The sequence below is a fragment of the Tritonibacter scottomollicae genome, from assembly GCF_032924845.1.
Lineage (GTDB): Bacteria > Pseudomonadota > Alphaproteobacteria > Rhodobacterales > Rhodobacteraceae > Epibacterium > Epibacterium scottomollicae.
Map to the genome: position 1 here is coordinate 3,071,039 of NZ_CP136704.1, position 23,021 is coordinate 3,094,059.

Consider the following 23,021-nt stretch of genomic DNA (forward strand, 5'->3'; position numbering starts at 1 on the left):
TTGCTCATTGCTCGGGAACGAGAATTTCCCTTTTACCAACGTGGTTTGCAGCAGAGACGAGACCTTCTTCCTCCATCTGCTCCACCAACCTCGCGGCCTTGTTATATCCGATACCCAGTTTGCGTTGGATGTAGGAGGTCGAACACTTGCGATCCTTGATGACGATCCCCACCGCCTGATCATAGAGCGCATCTTCGCCGTTGGTGTTCCCACCGGTATTGAGACCCAAGACCGCATCGATGTTGTCGGCTTTCGCATCATCCGGACCTTCAACCACGCCACCGACGTAATCGGGCGGGCCGAATTGTTTGAGGTGGTTCACCACCTCTTCGACCTCTTCGTCCGACACGAACGGGCCGTGGCAGCGGGTAATACGGGCGCCGCCCGCCATATAGAGCATGTCCCCCATGCCCAGAAGCTGCTCGGCCCCCATCTCGCCCAGAATGGTACGGCTGTCGATCTTCGAGGTCACCTGGAAGGAAATTCGGGTCGGGAAGTTCGCCTTGATGGTGCCGGTGATCACGTCAACTGACGGACGCTGTGTCGCCATGATGAGGTGAATGCCTGAGGCCCGCGCCATCTGTGCCAGCCGCTGAATACAGGCTTCGATTTCCTTGCCTGCCACCATCATCAGGTCTGCCATCTCGTCGACGATGACGACGATGTAGGGCAGCGACTTAGGTTCGAATTCCTCGGTCTCGAAGATCGGCTCGCCAGTGTCCTCGTCAAAGCCGGTCTGGACGGTGCGCGAGAACATCTCACCCTTGGCGAGCGCCTCTTTCACGCGACCGTTGTAGCCCGCAATGTTCCGCACGCCCATCTTTGACATCTTGCGATAGCGGTCTTCCATCTCGCCCACGACCCATTTGAGGGCAACAACCGCCTTTTTCGGATCGGTCACAACGGGGCTCAGGAGGTGCGGAATGCCGTCATAAACGGACAGTTCCAGCATCTTCGGGTCGATCATGATCAGGCGGCATTCATCAGGCGTGAGCTTGTAGAGCAACGACAGGATCATGGTGTTGATCGCCACCGACTTACCAGAACCGGTGGTCCCGGCGATCAGCAGGTGAGGCATCTTGGCGAGGTTGGCGACCATACTGTCACCACCGATATCTTTGCCCAGCGCCAGCGGCAGGTTCTGATTGCCGTCGCCGAAGTCGCGACTGGCGAGAATTTCGCGCAACACCACCTTTTCACGGTTCTCGTTCGGCAGTTCGATACCGATCACCGTGCGGCCGGGCACAGTGGACACCCGCGCCGACAGGGCAGACATCGACCGGGCGATGTCGTCAGACAGACCGATCACACGAGAGGCCTTGAGACCCGGCGCTGGCTCCAGCTCATACATGGTGACAACAGGGCCGGGGCGAACCGATACGATCTCGCCCTTTACGCCATAGTCGTCGAGGACGGTTTCCAACATGCGGGCGTTTTCTTCCAACGCTTCATCGCTGAGATGCAGGCGTTCAACACCCGACGGGTTGGTCAGCAGTGACAGCGGTGGCAATTCGAAATCGCTGTCGCTCTCCTCGTTGAACAAATTCGGTTGCGCCTCCGCCTGCGCCCGGGCTGAGGGCTGAACAGGTTTGCGCTGAGGCTGTTCCACGACCGCCTTGCGAGGTTCTGCGACCGGGATTTCCATCGACACATTCGCGGCGGGCTGAGGATCAGCGCGCGGTGTGATCTGGACCCGAGGTGCCTCAGCAGACGGCATGGCTGGTGCGGGACTGGTCATGGCAGGTTCTTCGGGCAGGTTCTCCGTCGGAACCTGGTCGGCGAGGAACGCATCCGGCATGTCCGGCGCAGCTTCGGGCGTGTGCAGTGCAGAAGCGACTGGCGCCTGCGGGATCGCTTCCGGTGTCGGGGCGGCAGGAATATCAGGGACAGATGAAACACCGGCAGTAAGCTGCGGCTCGCTTGCGGGGGACGCCTGCGGCGCGCTTTGATTGAAAATCAGCGGTTCGGGCCGTTTGCCACGCCCCTTTGTCAACGACAGGTCCGACGGCGGCGGTGTCTTGGATCGACGGATACGGACGGCATTGGCGATCTTTTCGGCGATACGCTCGTCACCCGGAACATTCGGAACGTCGGCGACCGGTTCGGGATCCACCAGTTCTGGTGCTGGCATGTCCGTCGCCTCACCCCGCCGGATGAGATTGGTTGCACGGCTGAACAGACCTGTGCGCTCCTCGACAGGGGGGGCCGCGACGGGCTGCGGCGCCGGTGTATGCAGACCGAATTGCGGTTCGTTGCGGACAAATTCAGTCTCGTCCATAGGGTCGCTGTAGACCAGTGGTTCATCTTCTGCGTCGAGTGCCAGAGTGCGTTGTTCTGCTCGGCGGTTCTGCCATGAACGCGCGGCCTGGAGGCCGCCATTGGCGCCACGGCCCAAGAGGTTTGCCAAGGCACCATAGGCCAACACCAGTCCGATCAACAGGAAACGCCCGATGCGCGTCACTTCGGAACGGGTAAACCCAAGAACAAACGCCCCCAGCGCCAGCACGGCGATGGCCGTCAGGAACGACAGGAACTTTACCAGGAACGCAAGACCGAAAGGCAGGAGCGCCAAAAGGCCGCCCAGGGCCGTATTGCCGATCATCCCACCAAGACCAAAGCTGTGGAATGCCTTCCATTCGTCACCCGGCACCAGTGTCTCAAAGTGCAGCGCCACAATGATCAGCCAGAACACCAGCATCAGGGCCGGCCAGAGCACCCGGTCCTCGCCCCTGTGCAACAGGAAGCGCGCACCCCATGCAAACAGAAACACGGAAATCGCCCAAGCGCCCTTGCCAAGAAATGTGATCAGCAAAAAGGCGATCGAGGCCCCGGTCTGACCAAGCCAGTTTTGTACCGGCGCGTCTGTGGACACCATCCAGTTACTGTCGTCCGGCGTGTATGAGCCGATCATCGCGGCCACCAGCAGGCCAACGCCAATCAACAGAAGCCCGATCAGCTCCTTGCCACGCTTTTCGATAGCCGCCTGCATGTTGCTGTCCAGAAGCGGATCTCTGCTGCGGGTCTGAAATGCCATGCCTACCTCGGTTCGCTCGCGCAGGGCATCGGCTGTTTCGCTCTTGGATCAGCCCCGCGGGTGTTTCGTCTTGCTCTTGGCCTGTTCCCGGCTTTGGGAACAGGCGATCTTCTTATTCTCAATAGAGACAATCGCGCAGCAAAGTAAGCGCTGCACGTGTCTGTTCCGCAGAGGCCACAAGTGCCACGCGGATATATCCATGCCCGGGATTCTCTGCCCCCTCGCCCTGCGCCAGGAACGAACCCGGCAGCACACGCACGCCGGTTTCCTGCCAGAGCTTCAAGGTCGCCGCCTCAGCATTCTCGACCGGCAGCCAGAGAAAGAAGCCGGCTTCAGGCGACATATATCCGTTGAGACCGGCAAAGACCTCATCCGCAACGCGATATTTTTCCTGATAAAGCGCACGATTTTCGACAACATGCGCCTCATCCGCCCAGACCTTTGCGGCCGCGGCCTGCAACGGACCGGGCATTGGGGCGCCGGAATAGGCACGCAGTTTCTTGACCTGCACCAATGTCTCGGGTCCGCCAGCCAACAAGCCGGAACGCAGCCCCGGCAGGTTGGAGCGTTTGGAGAGCGAATTGAACAGAACAATCCGTTCGGGATCCGCGCCCAGCTCGTCAGCGACCGTCAGCGCGCCCACCGGGGCGCTGTCTCGGTAGATCTCGGAATAGCATTCATCCGCGAAGATCTTGAAATCATATTTCTCCGCCAGGCGGATCAGCTGCTCCCAATAGGCGCGCGAGGCCACGGCCCCCTGCGGATTGGCTGGCGAGCAGATATAGGCCACGGCGGTGCGGTTCAGCACCTCTTCGGGCAGTGACGCATAGTCGGGCAGATGGCCGGTCTCATCGGTGGCGGGCACGAACATCGGCTCAGCGGCAACCGAAATCGCCGCGATCATGTAGACCTGATAGAAGGGGTTCGGGATCAGCACCACCGGGCGCTGGCCGTTCTTTTCCTCGGGGCAGAGCGCCATGGCGGCATTATACAGCCCCTCGCGGGTGCCGTTGAGCGCCATCAGCCGGGTGGCCGGGTCCAGCGTCACGCCATAGCGCTGCGCCGCCCAATCGGCCATGGCCCCGCGCAGGGCGTCGGTGCCTTCGTTCTGCGGGTAGCTGTTAAAGCCTGCCGCGTTCTCCATGATCACATCGGTGACCCAAGACGGGAATGCGTGCTTTGGTTCGCCAATGGTCAATTGCACCACATCGCCACCGGGCGCGTGATGGTCAAGAAGCGCACGCAAACGCGGAAACGCGTAGGGCGGCAGATGGGCAAACCGCTCGGGAAACTTCATGTCTGTGCCTCAATACCGGGATCGTAATCGCCCCGTTTTGTCCCGCAAGTTACAGGCCAAAGGAGCATGCGTCCACCCGCTGATGGCACGGGTGCAACAGTGTGTCTTTCAGGCCAAAGCCGCCTCAACGCCAGCGCCCACGCGCAAAAGCGCCTCTTCGCAGTTGGGCTGACCAATCACCTGCAGCCCGCAGCTGGGCGTGCCGGTGGGCAGCGACAGCGCGCAGATCCCCATCAGATTGCCGATCCGCGTGTTCCGGAGCGCCATGAGATTCGAGGTGACGTAGTAATCGTGATCACTTTGGAGCCGGGCGAGGTTTGGCGGCAGAATCGGGGCTGTCGGCGCCAGCACCGCGTCAAAGCCGGCGACCGCCTGATCCCAGATCATGCGCACCTGTTCCAGCTTGGCCCATGCAGCGACGTAATCCGCGCCCGCGAACTCCGCGCCGGAGCGGAACCGGGCCAGAATTTCCGGGAACATCAGATGAGGTGCGGCCTCGATCACGTCCTTCCACAGGCCATAGGCCTCGGTGGTGAACAGGATCGGCGACAGGACCATCGCCTCGGGCAGTTCCGGCACCTCCAGCGGCACGATGTCCGCTCCGGCCTCGCGCAGCTTGTCCAGCGCGGCGGCATGGGCCGCGGCCACCTCGGGTGCAAGATCATCCTGTGCCACCGTGCGCAGGTCGGCAAACCGCTTGCCCTCGACGCTTGCGCCTTCCAGATCCGGCGCGGCGGCGGAGCCTTCAACAAGCGCCAGCATCAGCGCCGCATCCTCGACCGTGCGGGCCAGCGGGCCGATGGTGTCAAACTTCAGACATAGCGGCACCACGCCCTCAAGGCTGACGCGCCCGGAGGTGGTCTTGAGCCCGACCAGATCGTTCCAGGCCGAGGGGATGCGCACAGATCCCCCGGTGTCCGAACCGATCGCCCCGGCCGCCAGACCAAAGGCCACCGAGGCGGCCGCACCGGACGATGACCCGCCGGGCACCGCGTCGGGATCATTCACGCAGGGCGGTGTTTCCTTGATCGGGTTCAGCCCGAGACCGGAGAAAGCCAGCTCGCTCATATGGGTTTTGCCGAGGCAGACCGCCCCCATGGCGGTTGCGGTCTCCAGCACAAGCGCATCGCGGTCCGGCACCCGGCCTTTCAGCAGATCGGAGCCGGATTCGGTGCCCACGTCGGCACTGTCGAACAGGTCCTTCCAGCTCAGCGGCACCCCGTCGAGCGGCGAGCGGCGCAGGCCGGATTTCGCGCGATCCTGTGCGGCCTTGGCCTCCGCCAGGGCGCGGTCTCGGGTGACTTGCGTGTAGATACGCGCCGTCGCGGGATGGGCATCAATCGCTGCCAGATAGGTCTCGGTCAACGCCAGCGGGTCGATCTCTCCCGCGTCGATACCGCGGCCCAGTTGCGCGGCGCTCATGGTCAGCCAGTCCTGCATCAGTTTTGCCTTTTCGTGATCCCCGTGCCGGGGGCAGATTTGCGTTTGCGGCCACCGTAGCGACCGCGCATGGGGCGCACAATCCCGACTGACCCGGATCGCAGCCCCTCGACGGGACTGCGGCAGCGTGCCTCTGGACATTGGCATGGACAATTGCCCGGCAGGGCGCATATTGCGGGGCATGACTGATATGCGTGAAATCCTGATCGTGGGCGGTGGCCTCAACGGCCCCTCGTTGGCTCTGGCACTGGCCCAGGCTGGCCATTCCGTAACGTTGATCGACGCCCTGCCCGCGCCGCTGCGCGAAGAGGCGGGCTTTGACGGGCGATCCTACGCGCTGGCGCTGGCCTCAACCCGGCTGCTGCAGCAGATCGGCGTCTGGTCCCGCATCGCGGATCGCGCCCAGCCGATGAATGAGATCAAGGTCAGCGACGGCACCGCCGGGCGCGGCCCGTCGCCGCTGTTCCTGCACTTCGAAGACAGCGATCTGGACGAGGGCCCGATGGGCTACATGGTCGAAGACCGCTATCTGCGTCGCGCCCTGCTGGAGGCGATGGCGGTGGAACCCCGGATCACCCAGATCTCCGGCCAGCGCGTGGTGGCGCAGTCTGTCAGTACCGATGCGGTCACCGTGACGCTTGAGGATGGCACGAAGCTGTCCGGAACGCTGCTGGTGGGCGCCGATGGGCGCCAGAGCGGCACCGGTGAACGCGCGGGTATCAAGCGCACCGGCTGGGACTACGGCCAGACCGCGCTGGTCTGCGCCATCTCACATGATTTGCCGCATGACGGGATTGCACATCAGTTCTTCATGCCGCCGGGCCCACTGGCGATCCTGCCGCTGCCGGGCAATCGCAGCTCCATCGTCTGGAGCGAGACCCATGCCGAGGCGGCGCGCATCCAGGCGCTGGGGGATGCGGATTACCTGACCGTGCTGCGCCCGCGATTTGGGTCGTTTCTCGGAGAGATCGCGCTGGAAGGCAAACGTTTCAGCTATCCGCTGAAGCTGAGCCTCGCCAATGCGTACTACGCTGAGCGGCTGGCGCTGGTGGGAGATGCGGCGCATGGGCTGCATCCGATCGCCGGTCAAGGCCTGAATGCAGGTCTGCGCGACATTGCCAGCCTGGCCGAAGTGCTGACAGACGCCGCGCGACGGGGCGAGGATATTGCAAGCCCCCTGGTCTTGGCGCGCTATCAGCAGTGGCGACGGTTTGACACCACCTCGCTGGCGCTGGCGACGGATGTCTTCAACAAGCTGTTTTCAAACGACAATCCGATTCTGCGTGCCACCCGCGACCTTGGCCTTGGACTGACAAATGCCTTGCCCGGACTGCGCCGTGGATTTGTGCGCGAGGCGGCGGGACTGTCCGGGGATCTGCCGAAACTGTTGCGCGGGCGCCCGCTCTGACCGCGCGCTCGCGGCACGCTCACTCCAGCGGGCGCGCCTCATCCGTTAGCATCACCGGGATACCGTTGCGGATCGGGAAGGCCAGATTGGCGGCGCGGGAGATCAGCTCCTGCTTTTCGGCATCATATTCCAGCAGCGTCTGGCTCGTCGGGCAAACCAAAGCTTCAAGCATGCGCCGATCAAAGGCGGGGGCCGTATCTGTCATTGCAGTTTTTCCTCCAAAGAGCCACCGGAGCCGCCCCGCAGGGCAAACTCCATCAAGGTGACCAGTGTTTCGCGCCGGGTCGACAAGCTCGGCGCCTCCAGTAGGGCCTGTTTGTCCTCCGGTTCGAAATCCAGCAGCATCGAAAGCGAGTTGATCAGCAACTCGTCCCCCGCCTCGTCCAGACTGCCCCAATCGGTCGACAGGCCGCGCGCGTCAAGGTAGCGCCCGAGAAGGCCCATCAATGCAGCGCGGTCAAAGACCTCGTCGCATTCCGTTTGCCCTAGATCGGCATCGAACCCTGCCCAATCCACCGCGCAACGGCGATAGGGGGTGAAGCCCTCGACCTCCGTTTTCACGCGAAACCGAGACAGTCCGCAAAGCGTGATGAAATAGCGCCCATCTTCTGTTTCCGAGAATTGCGTTACCCGGCCTGCACAGCCGATGGTTTGCAGGCCGGAGCCTTCACCATTGCGCTTGCCATTGGGCTGGATCATTCCAATCACCCGCTCAGGCGTTTTGAGAGCATCCTCCAGCATCTGCAGGTAGCGCGGTTCAAAAATGTGCAGCGGTAGTTTCGCCCGCGGCAACAGCAGCGCCCCGGGCAAAGGGAAGACAGGGATAGTGTCCGGCAGATCAGCGGGTTTAATCATGTTGTGCAACCTAGTGCCGCAACAGCATCAGGCAAATATAATAGAGCTGAGCTTGCGGCGGCCGTTCAGAACCACCGGATCATTGGGCTTCAGCGCCTCGAAGATGGTGAAAAGCTGCGCCTTGGCCGCGCCGTCGTTCCACTCGCGATCACGGCGGAACAGCTCCAACAACTCCTCCACGGCGGCCTCGGCTTCGCCTGCGGCATGCAGCGCCTGCGCCAGATCGAACCGGGCCTGCAGATTGTCCGGATCCGCCTCGACAGCCGCGCGCAACTCGGCGACCGGACCGGCGTTTTCGGCCTGACGGGCAAGCTCGATCTGCGCATGTGCGGCCTCGATTTCGGGAGCCGTTGAAATCTCGGCCGGGGCACCGTTCAGAACCGCCTCGGCCTGGTCCAACTCGCCCATCGCCACGTGACAGCGCGCCAGTCCACTGTAGGCCGGAGCACTCTTGTCGTCCTCACCGAGGATCGCCGCAAAGACCTGCGCCGCGTCAGAGGCCGCGCCTTCTTCGAGCATCTGCTCGGCGGTTTCCAGCGCTTCGCCCAGTCCGCCATCGGCGGTGCTGCCAGCGGTTTCGGCCAGTTTCTGCAGGAAGGCGTCGATTTCGGATTGCGGCAACGCACCTTGGAACATGTCCACCGGACGCCCCTGATAAAAGGCAACGACACTCGGGATCGACTGCAGCGGCAGGCCCTGTTGCGCCAGCGCGGCAGCCAGACGCTGGTTTTCATCTACGTTGATCTTCGCCATCTTGACCGCGCCCTTGGCCTTGGTAACGGCTGCCTCCAGCATCGGGCCCAGCGTCTTGCAGGGGCCACACCAGGGCGCCCAGAAGTCCACCACGACCGGCACCTCCATGGAGCCATCAACCACCTCCGCCATGAAGGTTTCTTCGGTCACATCCTTGATAAGATCGCCTGCAGACGCTGCGGCATCGGCTCCGCCCAGAATGTCCATCATTGTTCCGCACTCCTTTGAGTCTTGCTTGAGCCCTATATGCGATTTCAACGCCGGAAAACCAAGGGATGAGTTTCGCGAGAGTCTTTGCGGCGTGCCCCCGCCGCGCCGCCAGGCGCGGCGCCCGGCCCAACAAAAATGCGCGCCCCCTCGGGCGCGCGTCTTTTGGCGGGAGCGCCCCCGCCCTGCTTGCACCAAACTTAGGCGGGATCAGAGATCGAAGGTGGCAAAGACCGGCGCGTGATCGCTGGGCTTTTCCCAACCCCGCGCCGCGCGCAGGACCCGGCTCGAGTGTGCGGCATTGGTGATATCCGACGTGGTCCAGACATGGTCGAGCCGACGCCCCTTGTCGGCGGCATCCCAATCCTTGGCACGGTAGCTCCACCAGCTGTAAAGCTGCCCCTCGGGAATGTCGTTGCGGGTGACATCGGCCCAGCCACCGGCCTCCATCACCTGCGCCAGGTGCTCCACCTCGATCGGCGTATGGCTCACCACCTTCAGCAGCTTCTTGTGATCCCAGACGTCATCCTCGCGCGGGGCGATATTGAGATCGCCCACAAGCACCGATTTCTCGGGCCGCTCGGCGTGGAACCAGTCCCGCATCTCGGTGAGGTAGTCGAGTTTTTGACCGAACTTCACGTTCTTTTCGCGATTCGGCTCATCACCGCCCGCAGGCACGTAGAAATTGTGGATGGTGACGCCGTTTTCCAGCCGTCCCGCCACATGGCGGGCATGGCCGAGGCCGGCGAAGTCCTTGTCGCCCGCGTCCTCGATGGGAAGCCGGGACAAGATCGCCACTCCATTGTAGCCCTTCTGTCCGCGCGCAACCATATGAGTGTAACCCAGCGCCCGGAACGCCTCCATCGGGATCTTGTCCACCGGGCTCTTGCACTCCTGCAGGCACAACACATCCGGCCCCTCCTCTTCGAGAAGCTTCAGCACGATGGGTTCGCGCAGGCGCACGGAGTTGATGTTCCAAGTGGCGAGGGTAAAGGACATGCGGGCTCTCAATCTCTGGCAAGTGTTCGCACGGATATTGCCTCCGCAGCCGCCTTGATGCCAGCCCTTGACCGGTCATTCTGCACAAACACTTTCAAGTACCGCCGCTCGCGGAACAAAAAAAGACCGGGCACGAAGCCCGGTCCAGTCCAACAGGGAGGGTGCATATCATAACCCGGACATGCACGGGATCTCTTCAGCAGAGCAACCGTTCAACGTGTGTGTGCGAAAGTTGTTCCACCTTTAATTGTTACTCAGGCGACCAGCCGGTAACCGCCTGATTCCGTCACAAGAAGTCTCGCATTCGACGGATCCGGCTCAATCTTCTGGCGCAGGCGATAAATATGCGTCTCCAACGTATGCGTTGTAACCCCGGCGTTGTAACCCCAAACCTCGTGCAGCAAAATGTCGCGGGGCACCACGCCATCGTTTGAGCGGTAGAGGAATTTCAAGATATTCGTCTCTTTCTCCGTCAGGCGGATCTTGCGCTCATCTTCGGTCACCAGAATTTTCATCGCCGGCTTGAAGGTATAGGGGCCAAGCACAAACACTGCGTCCTCAGACTGCTCGTGCTGACGCAACTGCGCGCGGATACGTGCCAGAAGAACCGGGAATTTGAATGGTTTGATGACGTAATCATTCGCGCCAGCGTCCAACCCGAGAATGGTATCGGCATCGCTGTCGTGCCCGGTCAGCATCAGGATCGGCGATTTCACCCCCTGCTTGCGCATCAGTCGGCACAGCTCACGCCCGTCCGTATCCGGCAATCCAACGTCCAGGATGATCAGATCATAGATCGCCTCTTTGGCACGTTCCATGGCGCCCTGCCCGTCGCCAGCCTCGAAGACGTCGAAATCTTCGGTCATCACAAGCTGCTCACTAAGAGCCTCTCGCAGATCCTCATCGTCATCCACGAGCAGAATTTTCTTCAACTGGGCCATCCGGTCTCTCCTGATCTCTTGCCATCACAGATGTGCCCGTGCTCACAAAAGAACAAGCTTCGCGACATGAGGTTCACGTCGACGTGTCCGGTGGCGCGGAAATATTTCACTTTTGCAGCAATTGGGCGTAGGAAAAAATTCCTGATGTTACAGCCGGGATCGTGACCTGATGAGCCTATTGCCAACAATGCTGGAGCGGATCGCACGTGCGCGAGTCGATCTGAGGATGGGATTGCCAGTCATCCTGACCACCGGCGACACTGCCATCCTCGCGATCGCCATAGAAAGCCTGACCCCGGAGCGCCTTGCGGATCTGCGCGGGCTCGGCCCGGTTGCCCTGGCCCTTACAGCACGCCGTGCAACGACCCTGAAGGCCCGCGTCTATGATGATGATCTGGCACGGGTGGAAGTTCCCATCGACGCGGATCTAAGCTGGCTTCAATCCCTTGCGGATCCCGCCGACGATCTCGCAGTCCCCATGAAAGGGCCGCTCACCAGCCTGCGGAGCGGAGAGGCCTCTCTGCCCCGGCTGGCTCTGGCGCTTGTGAAATCGGCGCGCCTGTTGCCGTCTGCCGCCTATGTTGACCTTCAGGACGCCGGATCCTTTGCGCTAAAGCACGACCTGACCCTCCTGCCCCGCTCTACCGCCGAACCGCTACTGAACCAAAGCTCCCCGCTCCATCCAGTGGCGGCTGCCCGGTTGCCAGTGGAAGCCGCCGAAGCTGGCCGATTGCACATCTTTCGCCCCGAAGACGGCGGCGAGGAGCATTACGCCATCGAGATTGGCCGACCGGATCGTGACAAACCGGTGTTGGCGCGGCTGCACTCCGCCTGTTTCACCGGCGACGTCCTCGGGTCACTCAAATGCGATTGCGGGCCACAGCTGCGCGGGGCGCTTGGCCAGATGGGCCAAGATGGCGCTGGCGTCCTGCTTTATCTCAACCAGGAAGGGCGCGGTATCGGGCTGGCCAACAAGATGCGCGCCTATTCATTGCAGGATCAGGGCTTTGATACGGTAGAGGCGAACCATCGTTTGGGGTTCGAGGATGACGAACGGGATTTCCGCCTCGGCGCGTCGATATTGCGAGAGCTGGGTTTCTCCGCAGTACGGTTGATGACCAACAACCCCGGCAAGATCGCCATGATGGAGAAAACCGGGATCTCGGTCGAAGAACGCGTCCCGTTAAAAGTGGGCGAGAACGAATTCAACCGTCACTATCTGGCGACCAAGGCCGCGAAGTCAGGGCATATGTTATGACCCCTGCAGACCTTGTCCTAACCCCCACCGGCCTCCGCTTTATGGGCCGTACATTTGCCTGCTCGATCGGCAGAGGCGGCATTTCAGACAGGAAAACAGAAGGGGACGGCGCCACCCCGGTCGGCGAACACCGCATTGTGGGCATGCTCTATCGCCCGGACCGCATCTGCCCACCGCAGGACTGGGCCATGCCAATCCTCCCCGGAGACCTCTGGTCTGACGACATCGAGGCGATCGACTACAACCACATGGTGCGCGCGCCGTATCCACATAGCCATGAGCGGCTTCGGCGCGCCGACCCGCTTTATGATCTTATTCTGCTAACCGATTGGAATTGGCCCTATTCACAAAAGTCGCGCGGCTCTGCGATCTTCCTGCATCAATGGCGCAGGCCGGGCTACCCCACCGAAGGGTGCATTGCGTTCTCTCGCGAAACCCTGCGCTGGATCGCAGAGCGACTGCAGCCCGAAGCACGGGTTATTGTCCGCTCACGCTGAATAGGTGCGGTCACCAAATATCGCCGAGCCGACACGAACATGGGTGGCACCCAGTGCGATTGCGCCTTCAAAGTCGCCGCTCATCCCCATCGACAGACCGGCCAAGCCATTGCGATCCGCGATTTTGGCGAGGAGCGCGAAGTGCAGGCTTGCCTCTTCGTCGACCGGCGGAATGCACATCAGGCCTTTGACCGGCAGGTCGAGATCACGGCAGTCCTGAATGAACCCATCTGCATCAGCAGGTAGAATACCGGCCTTCTGCTCTTCTTCGCCAGTGTTGACCTGTATGAACAGATCCGGACACTGCCCTAACTCCTGCGCAAGACGCGCAAGCGTTGTGGCAAGCTTTGGGCGATCCACGGAATGAATGGCATTCACCAGCTCCATTGCCTGCCGCGCCTTGTTGGTCTGCAATGGGCCGATCAGATGCAGGTCGACGCCCTGAAACCGCTCGCGAAACTCGGGCCATTTACCCGCTGCTTCCTGAACGCGGTTCTCACCAAAAACCCGGTGCCCCTCTTCAAGAACGGCCTCGACGCGTTCGTTCGGCTGTACCTTGGACACGGCGATCAGCTCTACCGAGCCGGCTGTGCGATTGGCGGCAGCTTCTGCGGCGGCAATACGGGATTTGATCTCACTCAGCGACATCTCGGCCTCATTTAGCTAGGGGGCTGTTTGGCCGGACAAAACACTGTTTACGCACAAAAGAAAAGGGCGAGCTCCGAAGAGCCCGCCCCAAGAACCGAGTGGTTCCGTTCTCCAATTAGAAGGAGAAGGACACACCGAGGTCTGCTTTGGTGTTGCTGGAGGAGTCGGAACCAACACCACCTGCGAGGGTCACACCGCCGCCGAGACCGTGACGGAAGCCGATACCGTATGCGGTGTCTGCGCCAGTCATACCACCGTCAGCAACCAGCGCGCGGATGGAGGTCGCGGAGGACACTTCGTAGTTCATCGAAGCGGAGATGGAGGTGTCCTGCTGGTTGTCGCCGTCACCAACCATTACGGTGTAGCCGATTGCGCCGGCGGTGCCGTTCAGGCCGATTACCCAGTAATCGCCAGCAATGTCGGAGTCGGAGTAAACCGCGCCGAGGGACATGCCGTTGGCCAGGGTGTAGCCGAGACCCAGTTGGTACTCTTCGTCTGCCGCAACTGCGTCATCGTTGTAAACGACAGTGGAAGTACCACCGGTCGCCGCGCTCCAGAGAGTGGTCGCGGTACGAGCCTGCGCACGGGTCTCTTTGTAGGAGAGCGATGCGGAGAAGTCACCAACGGTGTAACGTGCTTTGATGGTGGTTGCGTCAGCGGAACCTGCACCGAAACCGGTTGCCGGGCCGTTGAAGTTGGAGTTCGCTTCCAGGAAGGAAGTGAAGCCGATGCCGTAACCGTAGTAGTCAACCTGGTCACCGGAATCCAGAACGTTGGATACGTTACCAACGTCAACACGCAGACCGCCGAAGGACACTGCGAAACCGGCTGCGCCCGGGCCTTTGCCGGAGATGGAGTTCTCGTGGTCATCTTCGTTGGCTTCGAGACGGAAGCGAGCTTCCAGTTTCACGCCAGCGTCGGTTTCCGCGATACCGGTGATGTTGACGCGCATACGCTGTTCGATGCGGGTCTCGTTGGTTTCAGCTTCGTTGTATGCCAGACCAAAGCGTGCGGAGCCGCCGATGGTGAGTTCTGCTGCTGCGACACCTGCGGTCGCGACCAGAGCGGTCGAAGCGAAGAGAATCTTTTTCATGGTTTACCCTCGGGTTTGAATTTCGAAAGAAGCAATCGGCGTCTGCCACTTCGCTCCTCAAGTACGCACATCCTCTCGCTCGTTTTGGGGTCTCGAAGCAAGCGTGCGCTGAAAGCTGAAAACCATTCATCAACCAAATGATGCATCAAGGTCACAGTCGATTTCACCGGATAGCTCCGCAAACCGCAGCAGGCGCGAGTCTATTAAAGAATAGGCTTGTTGGCGCATCCCGCCTTGTCTAGGAGTAGTTCAACTGCAAATTCTGGAACAGGCCCGGCCAATATGCGTGGTATAAAGACTTTCGTTCTTCTATCTTCACTGACCTTTGTGACCGCCTGCGGGGCCTTTAGATCGCTGGACACCAGCACTGAGGTCGATGACCGCGACACGATCGTGCTCGCAGGCGAAGGCCGTGAAGCAAACGATGACAAGACCACGATCTGGGAAGCCTTTGGCCCCCGCAAAAGCGAACAACGCGTTCAGGTGAACCGCTATCTGTGGGCCGCAAGCCTTGATGTGCTCGAATTTCTGCCTGTTCAGTCGGTCGACCCGTTCACCGGCGTGATCGTGACCGGGTACGGCACACCGCCGGGTGGCGGGCGCTCTTACCGGGCAACCGTTCACATCAAAGATCCCGCGCTTGAGGCACGGTCGCTCAATGTTGCGCTGCAAAGCCGTGGTGGCGCCGTGAGTTCGGCAACTGCACGCGCCGTCGAGGATGCGATTCTCACCCGTGCCCGTCAGCTACGCATAGCTGACAAGAAGATCTGACGCCTGCGCACTGGAACCCAATAGAAATTACACGTATCAGAAGCGCCGGGTCTAAAGCCCGGCGTTTTTAGTCAAAGGACCGCTCACATGTCGCGTTACGAAGCCTCGGACATCGAAGCCAAATGGCAAAAAGCCTGGGAAGAGGCTGCCATTTTCCAAGCGAAAGAAGATCACGGCAAACCCAAGTACTATGTGCTTGAGATGTTCCCCTACCCGTCGGGCAAGCTGCACATGGGCCATGTGCGCAACTACACGATGGGCGACGTGATCGCGCGCTACAAGCTGTCTACCGGCCATAACGTGCTGCACCCGATGGGGTTTGACGCCTTTGGCATGCCTGCGGAAAACGCCGCGATGGCCTCGGGCGGGCACCCCAAGGACTGGACCTATTCCAACATCGACACGATGGTCGAACAGATGAAGCCGCTGGGCCTCTCGCTCGACTGGTCGCGCATGTTCGCCACCTGCGACCCCGAGTACTACGGCCAGCAACAGGCTTTGTTCCTCGATTTCCTTGAAAAAGGTTTGGTCTACCGCAAGAACGCCGTGGTCAATTGGGATCCCGTGGACATGACCGTTCTGGCGAATGAGCAGGTCGAGGCCGGACGTGGCTGGCGCTCCGGTGCGCTGGTGGAACGGCGTGAACTGACGCAGTGGTTCTTCAAGATCTCCGACTATTCGGATGAGCTGCTGACCGCGCTCGATGGGCTGGAAAACTGGCCCGCCAAGGTGCGCCTGATGCAGGAAAACTGGATCGGCAAGTCCCGCGGGTTGCAGTTCAGCTTTGAGCGCACCGATGGTGAAGAGGCAATCGAGGTCTATACGACTCGCCCCGACACGCTGATGGGCGCAAGCTTTGTTGGCATCTCTCCCGATCACCCGATTGCCAAGCAGCTCGAGGCCGAATCGCAAGAGGTCGCCGATTTTGTTGCGGAATGCCGCAAGGGCGGCACCACGGAAGAAGCCATCGAGACCGCGCCGAAGCTGGGCTACGACACCGGCCTGCGCGTGCGTCACCCGCTCGACCCGAACTGGGAACTGCCGGTCTGGATCGCCAACTTCATCCTGATGGATTACGGCACCGGCGCGATCTTTGCCTGCCCGGCGCATGACCAGCGCGACTTTGAGTTCGCCACCAAATACGACCTGCCGATCATTCCTGTGGTGGAGCCGGTCGAAGGCGCAGATGAGCTGACCGAGGCCTATGTGCCGACCAAAGCCGAGAAGGTCCGCTATGTGCGCGGCTTTGCAGGTACCGAGGAACAAACCGGCGAGGACGGCGTCAACACCGCCGTCGACAAAGCCGAGGCTGAAGGCTGGGGCGAAGGCGTCACCAAATTCCGCCTGCGCGACTGGGGTCTTTCGCGTCAGCGCTACTGGGGCTGCCCGATTCCCGTCGTCCACTGCCCTGACTGCGGCGTGGTGCCGGAAAAGAAAGAGAACCTGCCCATCGCCCTTCCTTACGACGAGGACGGCAAGGCGATTGATTTCTCGGTCCCCGGTAACCCGCTGGACCGTCACCCGAGCTGGCGCGATTGCGCCTGCCCGTCCTGTGGCAAGCCCGCCCAGCGCGAGACCGACACGATGGACACCTTCGTGGACTCCAGTTGGTATTTCGCCCGTTTCACAGCACCCCGCGCCGAGACGCCGACGGATCTGGAGGCTGCGAGCTACTGGATGAACGTCGATCAATACATCGGCGGCATTGAGCATGCGATTCTCCACCTGCTTTATTCGCGGTTCTTTGCCCGCGCGATGGAGATCTGTGGCCATCTGCCCGAGAGCGCCAAAGAGCCGTTTGATGCGCTCTTTACGCAAGGCATGGTGACCCACGCGATTTACGAGAATGCCGAGCGCAAAGACGAGAACGGCCGCTCAATCTACCACTACCCGAATGAGGTTGAAGAGCGGGATGGAGGCGTCTTCGTCAAGAAGACGGGCGAGCGGATCAAGGTTATTCCCTCGGCCAAGATGTCCAAGTCCAAGAACAACGTGGTCGACCCGCTGGCAATCATCTCGACCTACGGGGCCGATACCGCGCGTTGGTTCGTTCTGTCCGATTCGCCACCCGAGCGGGATGTGGAATGGACGGCATCTGGCGCTGAAGCCGCCTATAAGCACCTGAACCGGGTCTGGAACCTTTGTGATCGCATTGGCGAGATGGACCCGAATGCGAAAGGCGAAGGCGACGAGGATCTCTTGCGCGAGATGCATAAGGCGATCCGTGATGTGACGCTGGGTGTCGAGAGCTTTGGCTTCAACGCCGCCATCGCCAAGCTTTATGGCTTCACCAACACCCTGTCCAAATCCAAGGCCAGTGCCGCGGTGCAAAAGCAAGCTATCAAGACTTTGGCGCAGCTGATGTCGCCGATGACACCGCATTTGTCCGAGGATATCTGGGCGCATCAGGGTGGCGAAGGGCTGGTTGCCAACGCCCCATGGCCGGTCGCGGACGACTCCATGCTGGTCGAGGACAGCGTCACCCTGCCCATCCAGGTGAACGGCAAACGGCGCGGCGAGCTGACCGTTGCCAAGGATCTCGACAAGGCGGAGGTTGAAAAACTGGCGCTGGCGCATGAAGCTGTACAACGGGTGCTGGAAGGTGCGGCGCCCAAGAAGGTGATCGTTGTACCGGGGCGGATCGTCAATGTCGTTGCCTGACCGACGCAGATTCCTAGGCCTGATGCTGGCGCTGCCCCTTGGCGCCGGCCTCTCTGCCTGCGGATTTGAACCGGTCTATGGGCCGAACGGAGCGGGCACAGCCCTGCGCAACCAGATCGCATTTCAGGCGCCCGAAACCATCGGCGCGCCGAGCGACACTGATGCCTACTACTTCGTCCGCCAGCTGGAGACACGTCTGGGCCGTGCGGGAGCGCCAGCCTACCGAATGGACCTGACGCTGAACACGAGCGAAGTCGGTCAGGCGATCACCGCCGATGGCGACATCACCCGGTATTCGCTGACCGGCACCGCGGGCTACAGTCTCGTGCGCCTGTCGGACGGACAGATCGTTGCCAGCGGCGAGGTGGAGAACTTCTCCGGCTATTCCGCCAGCGGCACCACGGTACAGACCCTGGCTTCTGAGACCGACGCGCACGAGCGCCTGATGGTGATTCTCGCCGATCAGATCGTGACCCGGCTTTATGCGGTGCCCGGTTTGGGCACGACGACCGGCACATGAAACTCAGCCCGCGCGAGGCCGAGGGCTATTTTGCCCGCCCCGACCCCGGCAAGACCGGGATGTTGATCTACGGGGCGGATGCGATGCGCGTCTCGCTCAAACGTCAGCAGATGCTGGCGGCACTCCTTGGCCCCGCAGCCGAGGAGGAGATGCGCCTGACCCGTATGGCGGCGGGCGAGTTGCGCAAGGATCCGGCCCGACTTCTGGACGCGGTGAAGGCCGTGGGGTTTTTTCCCGGCATCCGCGCGGTGTTTGTCGAGGATGCCAATGACACTGCCACCCCGGCGATCACCGCCGCGTTGCAGGAATGGCAGGCGGGTGATGCGCAAATCGTGGTCACCGCGGGCCAGCTGAAAGCCTCATCAAAGCTGCGCAAGGCCTTTGAAACCCACAGCAACGCCTACGCCACCGGCATCTACGACGACCCGCCCTCCCGCGCGGAGATCGAGCGTATTCTGGGCGAGGCGGGGGTACGCGATGTGCCCGGCGACAGCATGTCGGCGCTGACCGACATTGCCAATGAGATCGGTCCCGGCGATTTCTCCCGCATGATTGAAAAGCTCAGCCTCTACAAACACGGCGACAGCAGCCCGCTGACGCTGGAGGATATCGACGCGGTGGCGCCTCAGTCCACCGAGGCCGCACTGGACGATCTGCTCAACGTGGTGGCCGAAGGGCGCAGCACCGAGATCGGCCCTGTGCTGCGGCGTCTGCAGGCGCAGGGCACCAACGCGGTCAGCCTTTGCATCGGGGCGACCCGGCATTTTCGCACGCTTTACACCATCGCCTCTCATCCCGGCGGCCCAGCGCAAGGCATCGGTGGCCTGCGTCCGCCGCTCTATGGCAAGCGGCGCGACCGGATGTTGCGGCAAGCCCAGGGCTGGGGTGCGCAGAAATTGCAAAACGCGCTGACTTTGCTGACCGATACCGACCTACAGCTGCGGTCTGCCGGGCAGAGCGCTCCGGCGCAAGCGCTGACTGAACGCGCCCTGATCCGGCTGGCGATGCTGGCCCGGGCGCGCTGATCACCATCCCGCGACGACGTGACGGGCCGCTTGACCTCTTTCGCGCGTGCAGCAAACCTGCCTGCAACCAAGGAGGACACACATGATGTACAAAGTGATCGGCAAGCCGATGACCCGCACGTTCCGCGTGCTTTGGGCGCTGGAAGAACTGGAACAGCCCTACGAGTTGGAAGATGCGGCGCCGCAAAGCGCTGAAATTCGCAACTACAACCCATCAGGCAAGGTGCCCGCCCTTGTGGTAGACGGCACGACCGTGACTGATTCCGTTGCGATCATCACCTATCTCGCTGACAAGCACGGCGCGTTGACTGCGCCCGCCGGCACTTTAGCCCGCGCGCGGCAGGATTCGGTCACCAATATGCTCAACGACGAAATGGATGCGCTTCTCTGGATGGCTGCGCGGCACAGCTTTGCCCTGCCAGAAGAACAGCGGGTGCCGGCGATCAAGGACTCGCTGCGCTGGGAATTTGCCCGATCCGTCAGCCGCGTCGAGGCCCGCTTGACCGATGAATTCATCGCAGGCGAAAGTTTCTCCATCGCCGATATCCTGCTGACCCATTGCCTGAACTGGGCGCGCGGGGCCAAATTCGAGGTCGAAAGCGAGGCGTTGCTGGCCTATGGCAAGCGCATGCGTGACCGGGCGGCGTTTCAGCGCGTCGTGACACTCGCCAAGTAACGCGCCGCAGCCTGCCCGGCCCAGCGCCCGGTGGCAAAACAGGCGGTCAGCAGATAGCCGCCCGTCGGCGCGTCCCAATCCAGCATCTCTCCGGCGCAAAATGTGCCGGGGAGCGCCTTCAGCATCAGCCCGTCATCCAGCGCATCGCGCCGTACACCTCCGGCGGTGGAGATCGCCTCGTCCAGTGGACGCAGCCCCGCATGGCTGACCGGCAGGTGCTTGATGATCAGGGACAGAGCCGCCGGATCCTGCGGCAGCGGACGCCCGAATTCCTGCAGGAGTGCCGTTTTCACCGGACCCAATTTCAGCCCCCGCCGCATATGATTGGCCCAGCTTGCCTTGCCGCGTGGCTTTGCCAGACGCGCGGTCAGTTCCGCCGCGGCCACGTCCGGCGCGAGGTCCAGATATAGCGCATGTCCGTCACGCAAGGCCGGGGTCAGCGCATAGAGCCCGCCGCCTTCTAGCCCACGCGCCGATAGAGTTGCCTCTCCGCGTCCCGTCAGATGCCCGGCCTGCCAGCCTACCGCCTTGATCGCCGCCCCGAAATGCGGCACCATGTGATCGCTCCACGCCACCGAAAGTGCTGCGTTGGAGGGCTGGAAGGGGGCCAGTGCCACACCCTGGCTGGCCAGCATTGCGGCCCAGGCGCCGTCAGACCCCAACCGCGCCCAGCTGGCCCCGCCCAGCGCCAGAACCGTCGCACGGGGCGAGATCCACTGCGGGCCATCCGGCGTGTTGAAGCTCAACTGACCATCCTGCCAACCGGTCCAGCGCCAGCCCACATGCCGGGTCACACCAAGCTGATCCAGTTCCGCCAACCAGGCGCGCAGCAGGGGCGAGCCTTTCATCGCAGTGGGAAACACCCGCCCGGTCGAGCCTGTGAACAGCGCCTGCCCCAGCCCCTGCGCCCAATCCTGCACAGCCTGCGCGTCAAAGGCGCGGATCATCGGGGCCAGCCAGTCCTCGGCATCGCCATAGTGGGCAAGCAGCGCCCCGATCGGTTCGTCCTTGGTCAGGTTGAGGCCGGATTTGCCAGCCATCAGAAACTTGCGTGCCGGCGAAGGCTTGGCCTCGACCAGCGCCACCCGATGCCCCTGACGGGCGATTTCACCCGCAGCCATCAGGCCCGCTGGCCCGCCTCCGATCACCACCGCATCCCACTCATGCATTCGACTTTGCCTTTTGCTGTCTCCGCCGCATCTTGCGCGGTGAGCATCCCAACTTCGCAGCCCATCATGACCGACCCGGACACCAACCCGATCTGCCCGCTCTGCGCCCGTCCGATCCCGGAAGACGCCCCACGGAGCCTGCACCACCTGATCCCAAAGCTCAAAGGAGGCAAGGGCGGTCCGACGGTTTTGCTCCACCATATCTGCCACAGGGAGATCCACGCCAGCCTGAGCGAAGCGGAGTTGGCGCGCAATTACAGCACCATCGCAGCCTTGCAACAACATCCGCGGCTGGCGAAGTTCATCAACTGGGTGCAGAAGCGCCCGCCGGACTTTTCCTCCCGCGTGCCGGGCAAGCGACGGAAACGCTAGGTCGGTGCGCAGGCTTGCAGGATCGCGCGGGCAACTTCGGGGTCCGCCGCCAAGGACGGTTCCACCAATGCTTCGGCGGTCGGCAACAGGTCCTCCGGCGCCACGATGCGGTCGATCAGCCCGTAGTCATAGGCCTCCTGCGCGGAGAGTTTCTGTCCTGCCGCCAGCACCATCTTGGTGCGCGCCGGGCCGATCAGTGCCCGCATCCGGGCCGCATCCGAGGGCTGTGGCAGGTAGCCCAGTTGCATCACCGGATAAAACACCTTGGCCGTAGGCACCGCAATGCGGAGATCGCAAGCCAGCGCCATGCCATTGGCACCGCCCGCAAGCGTGCCGTTGAGGGCCGCAACCTTCAGGCAGGGCATCGCCGCCAGCGTCGCGGACAGCTCCTCCCACAGGGGCGAGGTGGCCAGCCCGGCCTTCGCGGCATCAAGATCCGCACCCGCGCTGAACACCTTACCCGTGCCGGTCAGGATCACGGCCCGCGCGCCCTCGGCCCCACGCAAGACTGCAATCAACTGCTGCAGCATGTCCGGCGTCAGGGCGTTGGCTTTCTCCGGACGGTTGAGGCGCAGGGTCAGCAAACCGCGCGAATCCTGATGGCGTTCGATCATGTCAGGCCGACTCGCGTGCGGATGGTCTCATCGCGCAGGGAGATCTCGGTGCCGATGAATTCGTCGGCATCGGGGCTGCACATCCAAAGAAGCGTACGCGCAGGCCATTCCGCCGGGATGTGATCCTCCCAGTCCAGCTGGCTTACCGGATTGAGACCGCTGGCCTTGATGTCGCGCTGCATCTGAGTGGCCACCGTGCCCGGCGACAATCCCATAACCCGAATGCCGTTTTCACCCTCCTCAAGGTGCAGCGCTTCAGTCAGCATCGCCGCGCCCGCCTTGGAGGTGCAATAGGCGCTCCAACCTTCCAGAGGCCGCTGCGACGCGCCAGATCCGATGGTCAGCACAGAGCCGCCACCCGCCGCCTTCAGATGCGGCAAGCCTGCGTGCATCATATTGAAAACGCCGGTGATGTTCACGTTGATCAACTGCGCCCAATCCGCCGGGGATGCATCCGCCAAACGGTCGATCGGGTCGATCAGGCCAGCGTTGCAAATCAGCACATCAAGGCTGCCGAAAACGTCCTTGGTTTTGGCAAATGCCGCCTCAACCGCCGCGTAGTCGGACACATCGCAGGCCAACGCGAGCGCTTTTTCGCCTATCTCTGCCGCCAGTTCGGTGAGCGCATCAGCGCTACGCGCAAGAAGCGCGACATTCGCACCAGAAGCGGCGAAAACCCTTGCTGCATCCGCTCCGATGCCCCGGCTCGCCCCTGAAATGACAACTGTCTTACCCGCGATATCCATAAATTGTCTCCAAATCTTCGTTTGCTTATGTGTTAAT

Annotated in this window: 22 protein-coding genes; 9 read left to right on the forward strand and 13 right to left on the reverse strand. The window is 62.0% G+C overall.

Annotation, left to right across the window (positions count from 1 at the left end; genetic code table 11):
• Positions 1-4: 4 nt before the first annotated feature.
• The 3 genes from R1T40_RS15295 to R1T40_RS15305 all read right to left on the reverse strand — a co-directional run bounded on the left by R1T40_RS15295 (position 5) and on the right by R1T40_RS15305 (position 5,771).
• Positions 5-3,034 carry a DNA translocase FtsK gene (locus R1T40_RS15295; protein WP_317384735.1) on the reverse strand — a complete coding sequence of 1,010 codons (3,030 nt, stop codon included), beginning with the start codon at positions 3,032-3,034 and terminating at the stop codon, positions 5-7.
• Between the two features lie 118 nt (positions 3,035-3,152).
• Positions 3,153-4,331: an aminotransferase class I/II-fold pyridoxal phosphate-dependent enzyme gene (locus R1T40_RS15300; RefSeq protein ID WP_317384736.1), complete on the reverse strand. Its 1,179-nt coding sequence runs from the start codon at positions 4,329-4,331 to the stop codon at positions 3,153-3,155.
• A 108-nt stretch (positions 4,332-4,439) separates the two neighbouring features.
• Positions 4,440-5,771 carry an amidase gene (locus R1T40_RS15305; protein WP_317384737.1) on the reverse strand — a complete coding sequence of 444 codons (1,332 nt, stop codon included), beginning with the start codon at positions 5,769-5,771 and terminating at the stop codon, positions 4,440-4,442.
• Positions 5,772-5,952: 181 nt separating this feature from the next.
• Here R1T40_RS15305 and R1T40_RS15310 point away from each other — a divergent pair, with 181 nt between their 5' ends.
• Entirely contained in the window at positions 5,953-7,179 is a 1,227-nt protein-coding gene (locus R1T40_RS15310; protein WP_317384738.1) for a UbiH/UbiF/VisC/COQ6 family ubiquinone biosynthesis hydroxylase, read from the forward strand.
• A gap of 19 nt (positions 7,180-7,198) precedes the next feature.
• On the opposite strand, the gene R1T40_RS15315 is transcribed toward R1T40_RS15310, so the two are convergent.
• From R1T40_RS15315 to R1T40_RS15335, 5 genes are all read right to left on the reverse strand, one after another.
• Positions 7,199-7,384 carry a Trm112 family protein gene (locus tag R1T40_RS15315; protein WP_106162630.1) on the reverse strand — a complete coding sequence of 62 codons (186 nt, stop codon included), beginning with the start codon at positions 7,382-7,384 and terminating at the stop codon, positions 7,199-7,201.
• Positions 7,381-8,034: an LON peptidase substrate-binding domain-containing protein gene (locus R1T40_RS15320; protein WP_106162629.1), complete on the reverse strand. Its 654-nt coding sequence runs from the start codon at positions 8,032-8,034 to the stop codon at positions 7,381-7,383. The genes R1T40_RS15315 and R1T40_RS15320 overlap by 4 nt, the downstream gene beginning before the upstream one ends.
• 27 nt (positions 8,035-8,061) lie before the next feature.
• Positions 8,062-8,997: a tetratricopeptide repeat protein gene (locus R1T40_RS15325; protein ID WP_106162628.1), complete on the reverse strand. Its 936-nt coding sequence runs from the start codon at positions 8,995-8,997 to the stop codon at positions 8,062-8,064.
• 207 nt (positions 8,998-9,204) lie between these two features.
• Positions 9,205-9,993 (reverse strand): exodeoxyribonuclease III, encoded by a 789-nt coding sequence (locus R1T40_RS15330; protein ID WP_317384739.1) that lies wholly within the window; start codon positions 9,991-9,993, stop codon positions 9,205-9,207.
• Between the two features lie 254 nt (positions 9,994-10,247).
• Complete coding sequence (locus R1T40_RS15335; protein ID WP_106162626.1) at positions 10,248-10,934, reverse strand: response regulator transcription factor; 687 nt, start codon at positions 10,932-10,934, stop codon at positions 10,248-10,250.
• A 169-nt stretch (positions 10,935-11,103) separates the two neighbouring features.
• On the opposite strand from R1T40_RS15335, the gene ribA reads away from it, so the two are divergent.
• Together ribA and R1T40_RS15345 are read left to right on the forward strand one after the other, a co-directional pair.
• Positions 11,104-12,192 carry a GTP cyclohydrolase II gene (gene ribA, locus R1T40_RS15340; RefSeq protein ID WP_317384740.1) on the forward strand — a complete coding sequence of 363 codons (1,089 nt, stop codon included), beginning with the start codon at positions 11,104-11,106 and terminating at the stop codon, positions 12,190-12,192.
• Positions 12,189-12,689, forward strand: a complete 501-nt coding sequence (locus R1T40_RS15345; RefSeq protein WP_317384741.1) for a L,D-transpeptidase family protein — start codon at positions 12,189-12,191, stop codon at positions 12,687-12,689. The genes ribA and R1T40_RS15345 overlap by 4 nt, the downstream gene beginning before the upstream one ends.
• Here R1T40_RS15345 and R1T40_RS15350 read toward each other — a convergent pair.
• Together R1T40_RS15350 and R1T40_RS15355 are read right to left on the reverse strand one after the other, a co-directional pair.
• Positions 12,681-13,337: a YggS family pyridoxal phosphate-dependent enzyme gene (locus tag R1T40_RS15350; RefSeq protein WP_317384742.1), complete on the reverse strand. Its 657-nt coding sequence runs from the start codon at positions 13,335-13,337 to the stop codon at positions 12,681-12,683. The two genes, R1T40_RS15345 and R1T40_RS15350, sit on opposite strands and share 9 nt — an antisense overlap.
• A gap of 115 nt (positions 13,338-13,452) precedes the next feature.
• Positions 13,453-14,430, reverse strand: a complete 978-nt coding sequence (locus R1T40_RS15355; protein WP_317384743.1) for a porin — start codon at positions 14,428-14,430, stop codon at positions 13,453-13,455.
• A 282-nt stretch (positions 14,431-14,712) separates the two neighbouring features.
• Between R1T40_RS15355 and R1T40_RS15360 the strand changes: the two genes are divergently transcribed.
• The 5 genes from R1T40_RS15360 to R1T40_RS15380 all read left to right on the forward strand — a co-directional run bounded on the left by R1T40_RS15360 (position 14,713) and on the right by R1T40_RS15380 (position 20,083).
• Positions 14,713-15,201 carry a DUF3576 domain-containing protein gene (locus tag R1T40_RS15360; RefSeq protein ID WP_317384744.1) on the forward strand — a complete coding sequence of 163 codons (489 nt, stop codon included), beginning with the start codon at positions 14,713-14,715 and terminating at the stop codon, positions 15,199-15,201.
• An 87-nt stretch (positions 15,202-15,288) separates the two neighbouring features.
• Positions 15,289-17,862, forward strand: a complete 2,574-nt coding sequence (gene leuS, locus R1T40_RS15365; protein ID WP_317384745.1) for a leucine--tRNA ligase — start codon at positions 15,289-15,291, stop codon at positions 17,860-17,862.
• Positions 17,849-18,382 carry an LPS assembly lipoprotein LptE gene (lptE, locus tag R1T40_RS15370; RefSeq protein ID WP_317384746.1) on the forward strand — a complete coding sequence of 178 codons (534 nt, stop codon included), beginning with the start codon at positions 17,849-17,851 and terminating at the stop codon, positions 18,380-18,382. Before leuS ends, lptE begins: the two co-directional genes overlap by 14 nt.
• Positions 18,379-19,407, forward strand: coding sequence for a DNA polymerase III subunit delta (holA, locus tag R1T40_RS15375; protein ID WP_106162618.1), 1,029 nt, complete (start codon positions 18,379-18,381; stop codon positions 19,405-19,407). The genes lptE and holA overlap by 4 nt, the downstream gene beginning before the upstream one ends.
• 85 nt (positions 19,408-19,492) lie before the next feature.
• Complete coding sequence (locus R1T40_RS15380; RefSeq protein WP_106162617.1) at positions 19,493-20,083, forward strand: glutathione S-transferase family protein; 591 nt, start codon at positions 19,493-19,495, stop codon at positions 20,081-20,083.
• Here R1T40_RS15380 and R1T40_RS15385 read toward each other — a convergent pair.
• Complete coding sequence (locus tag R1T40_RS15385; RefSeq protein WP_317384747.1) at positions 20,056-21,252, reverse strand: TIGR03862 family flavoprotein; 1,197 nt, start codon at positions 21,250-21,252, stop codon at positions 20,056-20,058. The two genes, R1T40_RS15380 and R1T40_RS15385, sit on opposite strands and share 28 nt — an antisense overlap.
• A gap of 66 nt (positions 21,253-21,318) precedes the next feature.
• Between R1T40_RS15385 and R1T40_RS15390 the strand changes: the two genes are divergently transcribed.
• A complete protein-coding gene (locus R1T40_RS15390) occupies positions 21,319-21,624 on the forward strand; it encodes an HNH endonuclease (RefSeq protein ID WP_317384748.1) in 306 nt (101 codons plus the stop codon).
• Here R1T40_RS15390 and R1T40_RS15395 read toward each other — a convergent pair.
• Together R1T40_RS15395 and R1T40_RS15400 are read right to left on the reverse strand one after the other, a co-directional pair.
• On the reverse strand, positions 21,621-22,238 hold the full coding sequence (locus R1T40_RS15395) for an enoyl-CoA hydratase/isomerase family protein (protein WP_317384749.1): 618 nt from the start codon (positions 22,236-22,238) through the stop codon (positions 21,621-21,623). The two genes, R1T40_RS15390 and R1T40_RS15395, sit on opposite strands and share 4 nt — an antisense overlap.
• Positions 22,235-22,984: an SDR family oxidoreductase gene (locus R1T40_RS15400; protein ID WP_317384750.1), complete on the reverse strand. Its 750-nt coding sequence runs from the start codon at positions 22,982-22,984 to the stop codon at positions 22,235-22,237. The genes R1T40_RS15395 and R1T40_RS15400 overlap by 4 nt, the downstream gene beginning before the upstream one ends.
• Between the last annotated feature and the right edge of the window lie 37 nt (positions 22,985-23,021).

Coding starts and splice junctions, on each gene's coding strand:
- R1T40_RS15355 (WP_317384743.1), bottom strand. CDS start 14,430: ATGAAAAAGATTCTCTTCGCTTCGACCGCTCTGGTCGCGACCGCAGGT.
- lptE (WP_317384746.1), top strand. CDS start 17,849: ATGTCGTTGCCTGACCGACGCAGATTCCTAGGCCTGATGCTGGCGCTG.
- holA (WP_106162618.1), top strand. CDS start 18,379: ATGAAACTCAGCCCGCGCGAGGCCGAGGGCTATTTTGCCCGCCCCGAC.
- R1T40_RS15400 (WP_317384750.1), bottom strand. CDS start 22,984: ATGGATATCGCGGGTAAGACAGTTGTCATTTCAGGGGCGAGCCGGGGC.
- R1T40_RS15390 (WP_317384748.1), top strand. CDS start 21,319: ATGACCGACCCGGACACCAACCCGATCTGCCCGCTCTGCGCCCGTCCG.
- R1T40_RS15310 (WP_317384738.1), top strand. CDS start 5,953: ATGACTGATATGCGTGAAATCCTGATCGTGGGCGGTGGCCTCAACGGC.
- R1T40_RS15380 (WP_106162617.1), top strand. CDS start 19,493: ATGTACAAAGTGATCGGCAAGCCGATGACCCGCACGTTCCGCGTGCTT.
- R1T40_RS15295 (WP_317384735.1), bottom strand. CDS start 3,034: ATGGCATTTCAGACCCGCAGCAGAGATCCGCTTCTGGACAGCAACATG.
- R1T40_RS15320 (WP_106162629.1), bottom strand. CDS start 8,034: ATGATTAAACCCGCTGATCTGCCGGACACTATCCCTGTCTTCCCTTTG.
- R1T40_RS15300 (WP_317384736.1), bottom strand. CDS start 4,331: ATGAAGTTTCCCGAGCGGTTTGCCCATCTGCCGCCCTACGCGTTTCCG.
- R1T40_RS15385 (WP_317384747.1), bottom strand. CDS start 21,252: ATGCATGAGTGGGATGCGGTGGTGATCGGAGGCGGGCCAGCGGGCCTG.
- R1T40_RS15335 (WP_106162626.1), bottom strand. CDS start 10,934: ATGGCCCAGTTGAAGAAAATTCTGCTCGTGGATGACGATGAGGATCTG.
- R1T40_RS15305 (WP_317384737.1), bottom strand. CDS start 5,771: ATGCAGGACTGGCTGACCATGAGCGCCGCGCAACTGGGCCGCGGTATC.
- R1T40_RS15350 (WP_317384742.1), bottom strand. CDS start 13,337: ATGTCGCTGAGTGAGATCAAATCCCGTATTGCCGCCGCAGAAGCTGCC.
- R1T40_RS15315 (WP_106162630.1), bottom strand. CDS start 7,384: ATGACAGATACGGCCCCCGCCTTTGATCGGCGCATGCTTGAAGCTTTG.
- leuS (WP_317384745.1), top strand. CDS start 15,289: ATGTCGCGTTACGAAGCCTCGGACATCGAAGCCAAATGGCAAAAAGCC.
- R1T40_RS15325 (WP_106162628.1), bottom strand. CDS start 8,997: ATGATGGACATTCTGGGCGGAGCCGATGCCGCAGCGTCTGCAGGCGAT.
- R1T40_RS15330 (WP_317384739.1), bottom strand. CDS start 9,993: ATGTCCTTTACCCTCGCCACTTGGAACATCAACTCCGTGCGCCTGCGC.
- R1T40_RS15360 (WP_317384744.1), top strand. CDS start 14,713: ATGCGTGGTATAAAGACTTTCGTTCTTCTATCTTCACTGACCTTTGTG.
- R1T40_RS15395 (WP_317384749.1), bottom strand. CDS start 22,238: ATGATCGAACGCCATCAGGATTCGCGCGGTTTGCTGACCCTGCGCCTC.
- ribA (WP_317384740.1), top strand. CDS start 11,104: ATGAGCCTATTGCCAACAATGCTGGAGCGGATCGCACGTGCGCGAGTC.
- R1T40_RS15345 (WP_317384741.1), top strand. CDS start 12,189: ATGACCCCTGCAGACCTTGTCCTAACCCCCACCGGCCTCCGCTTTATG.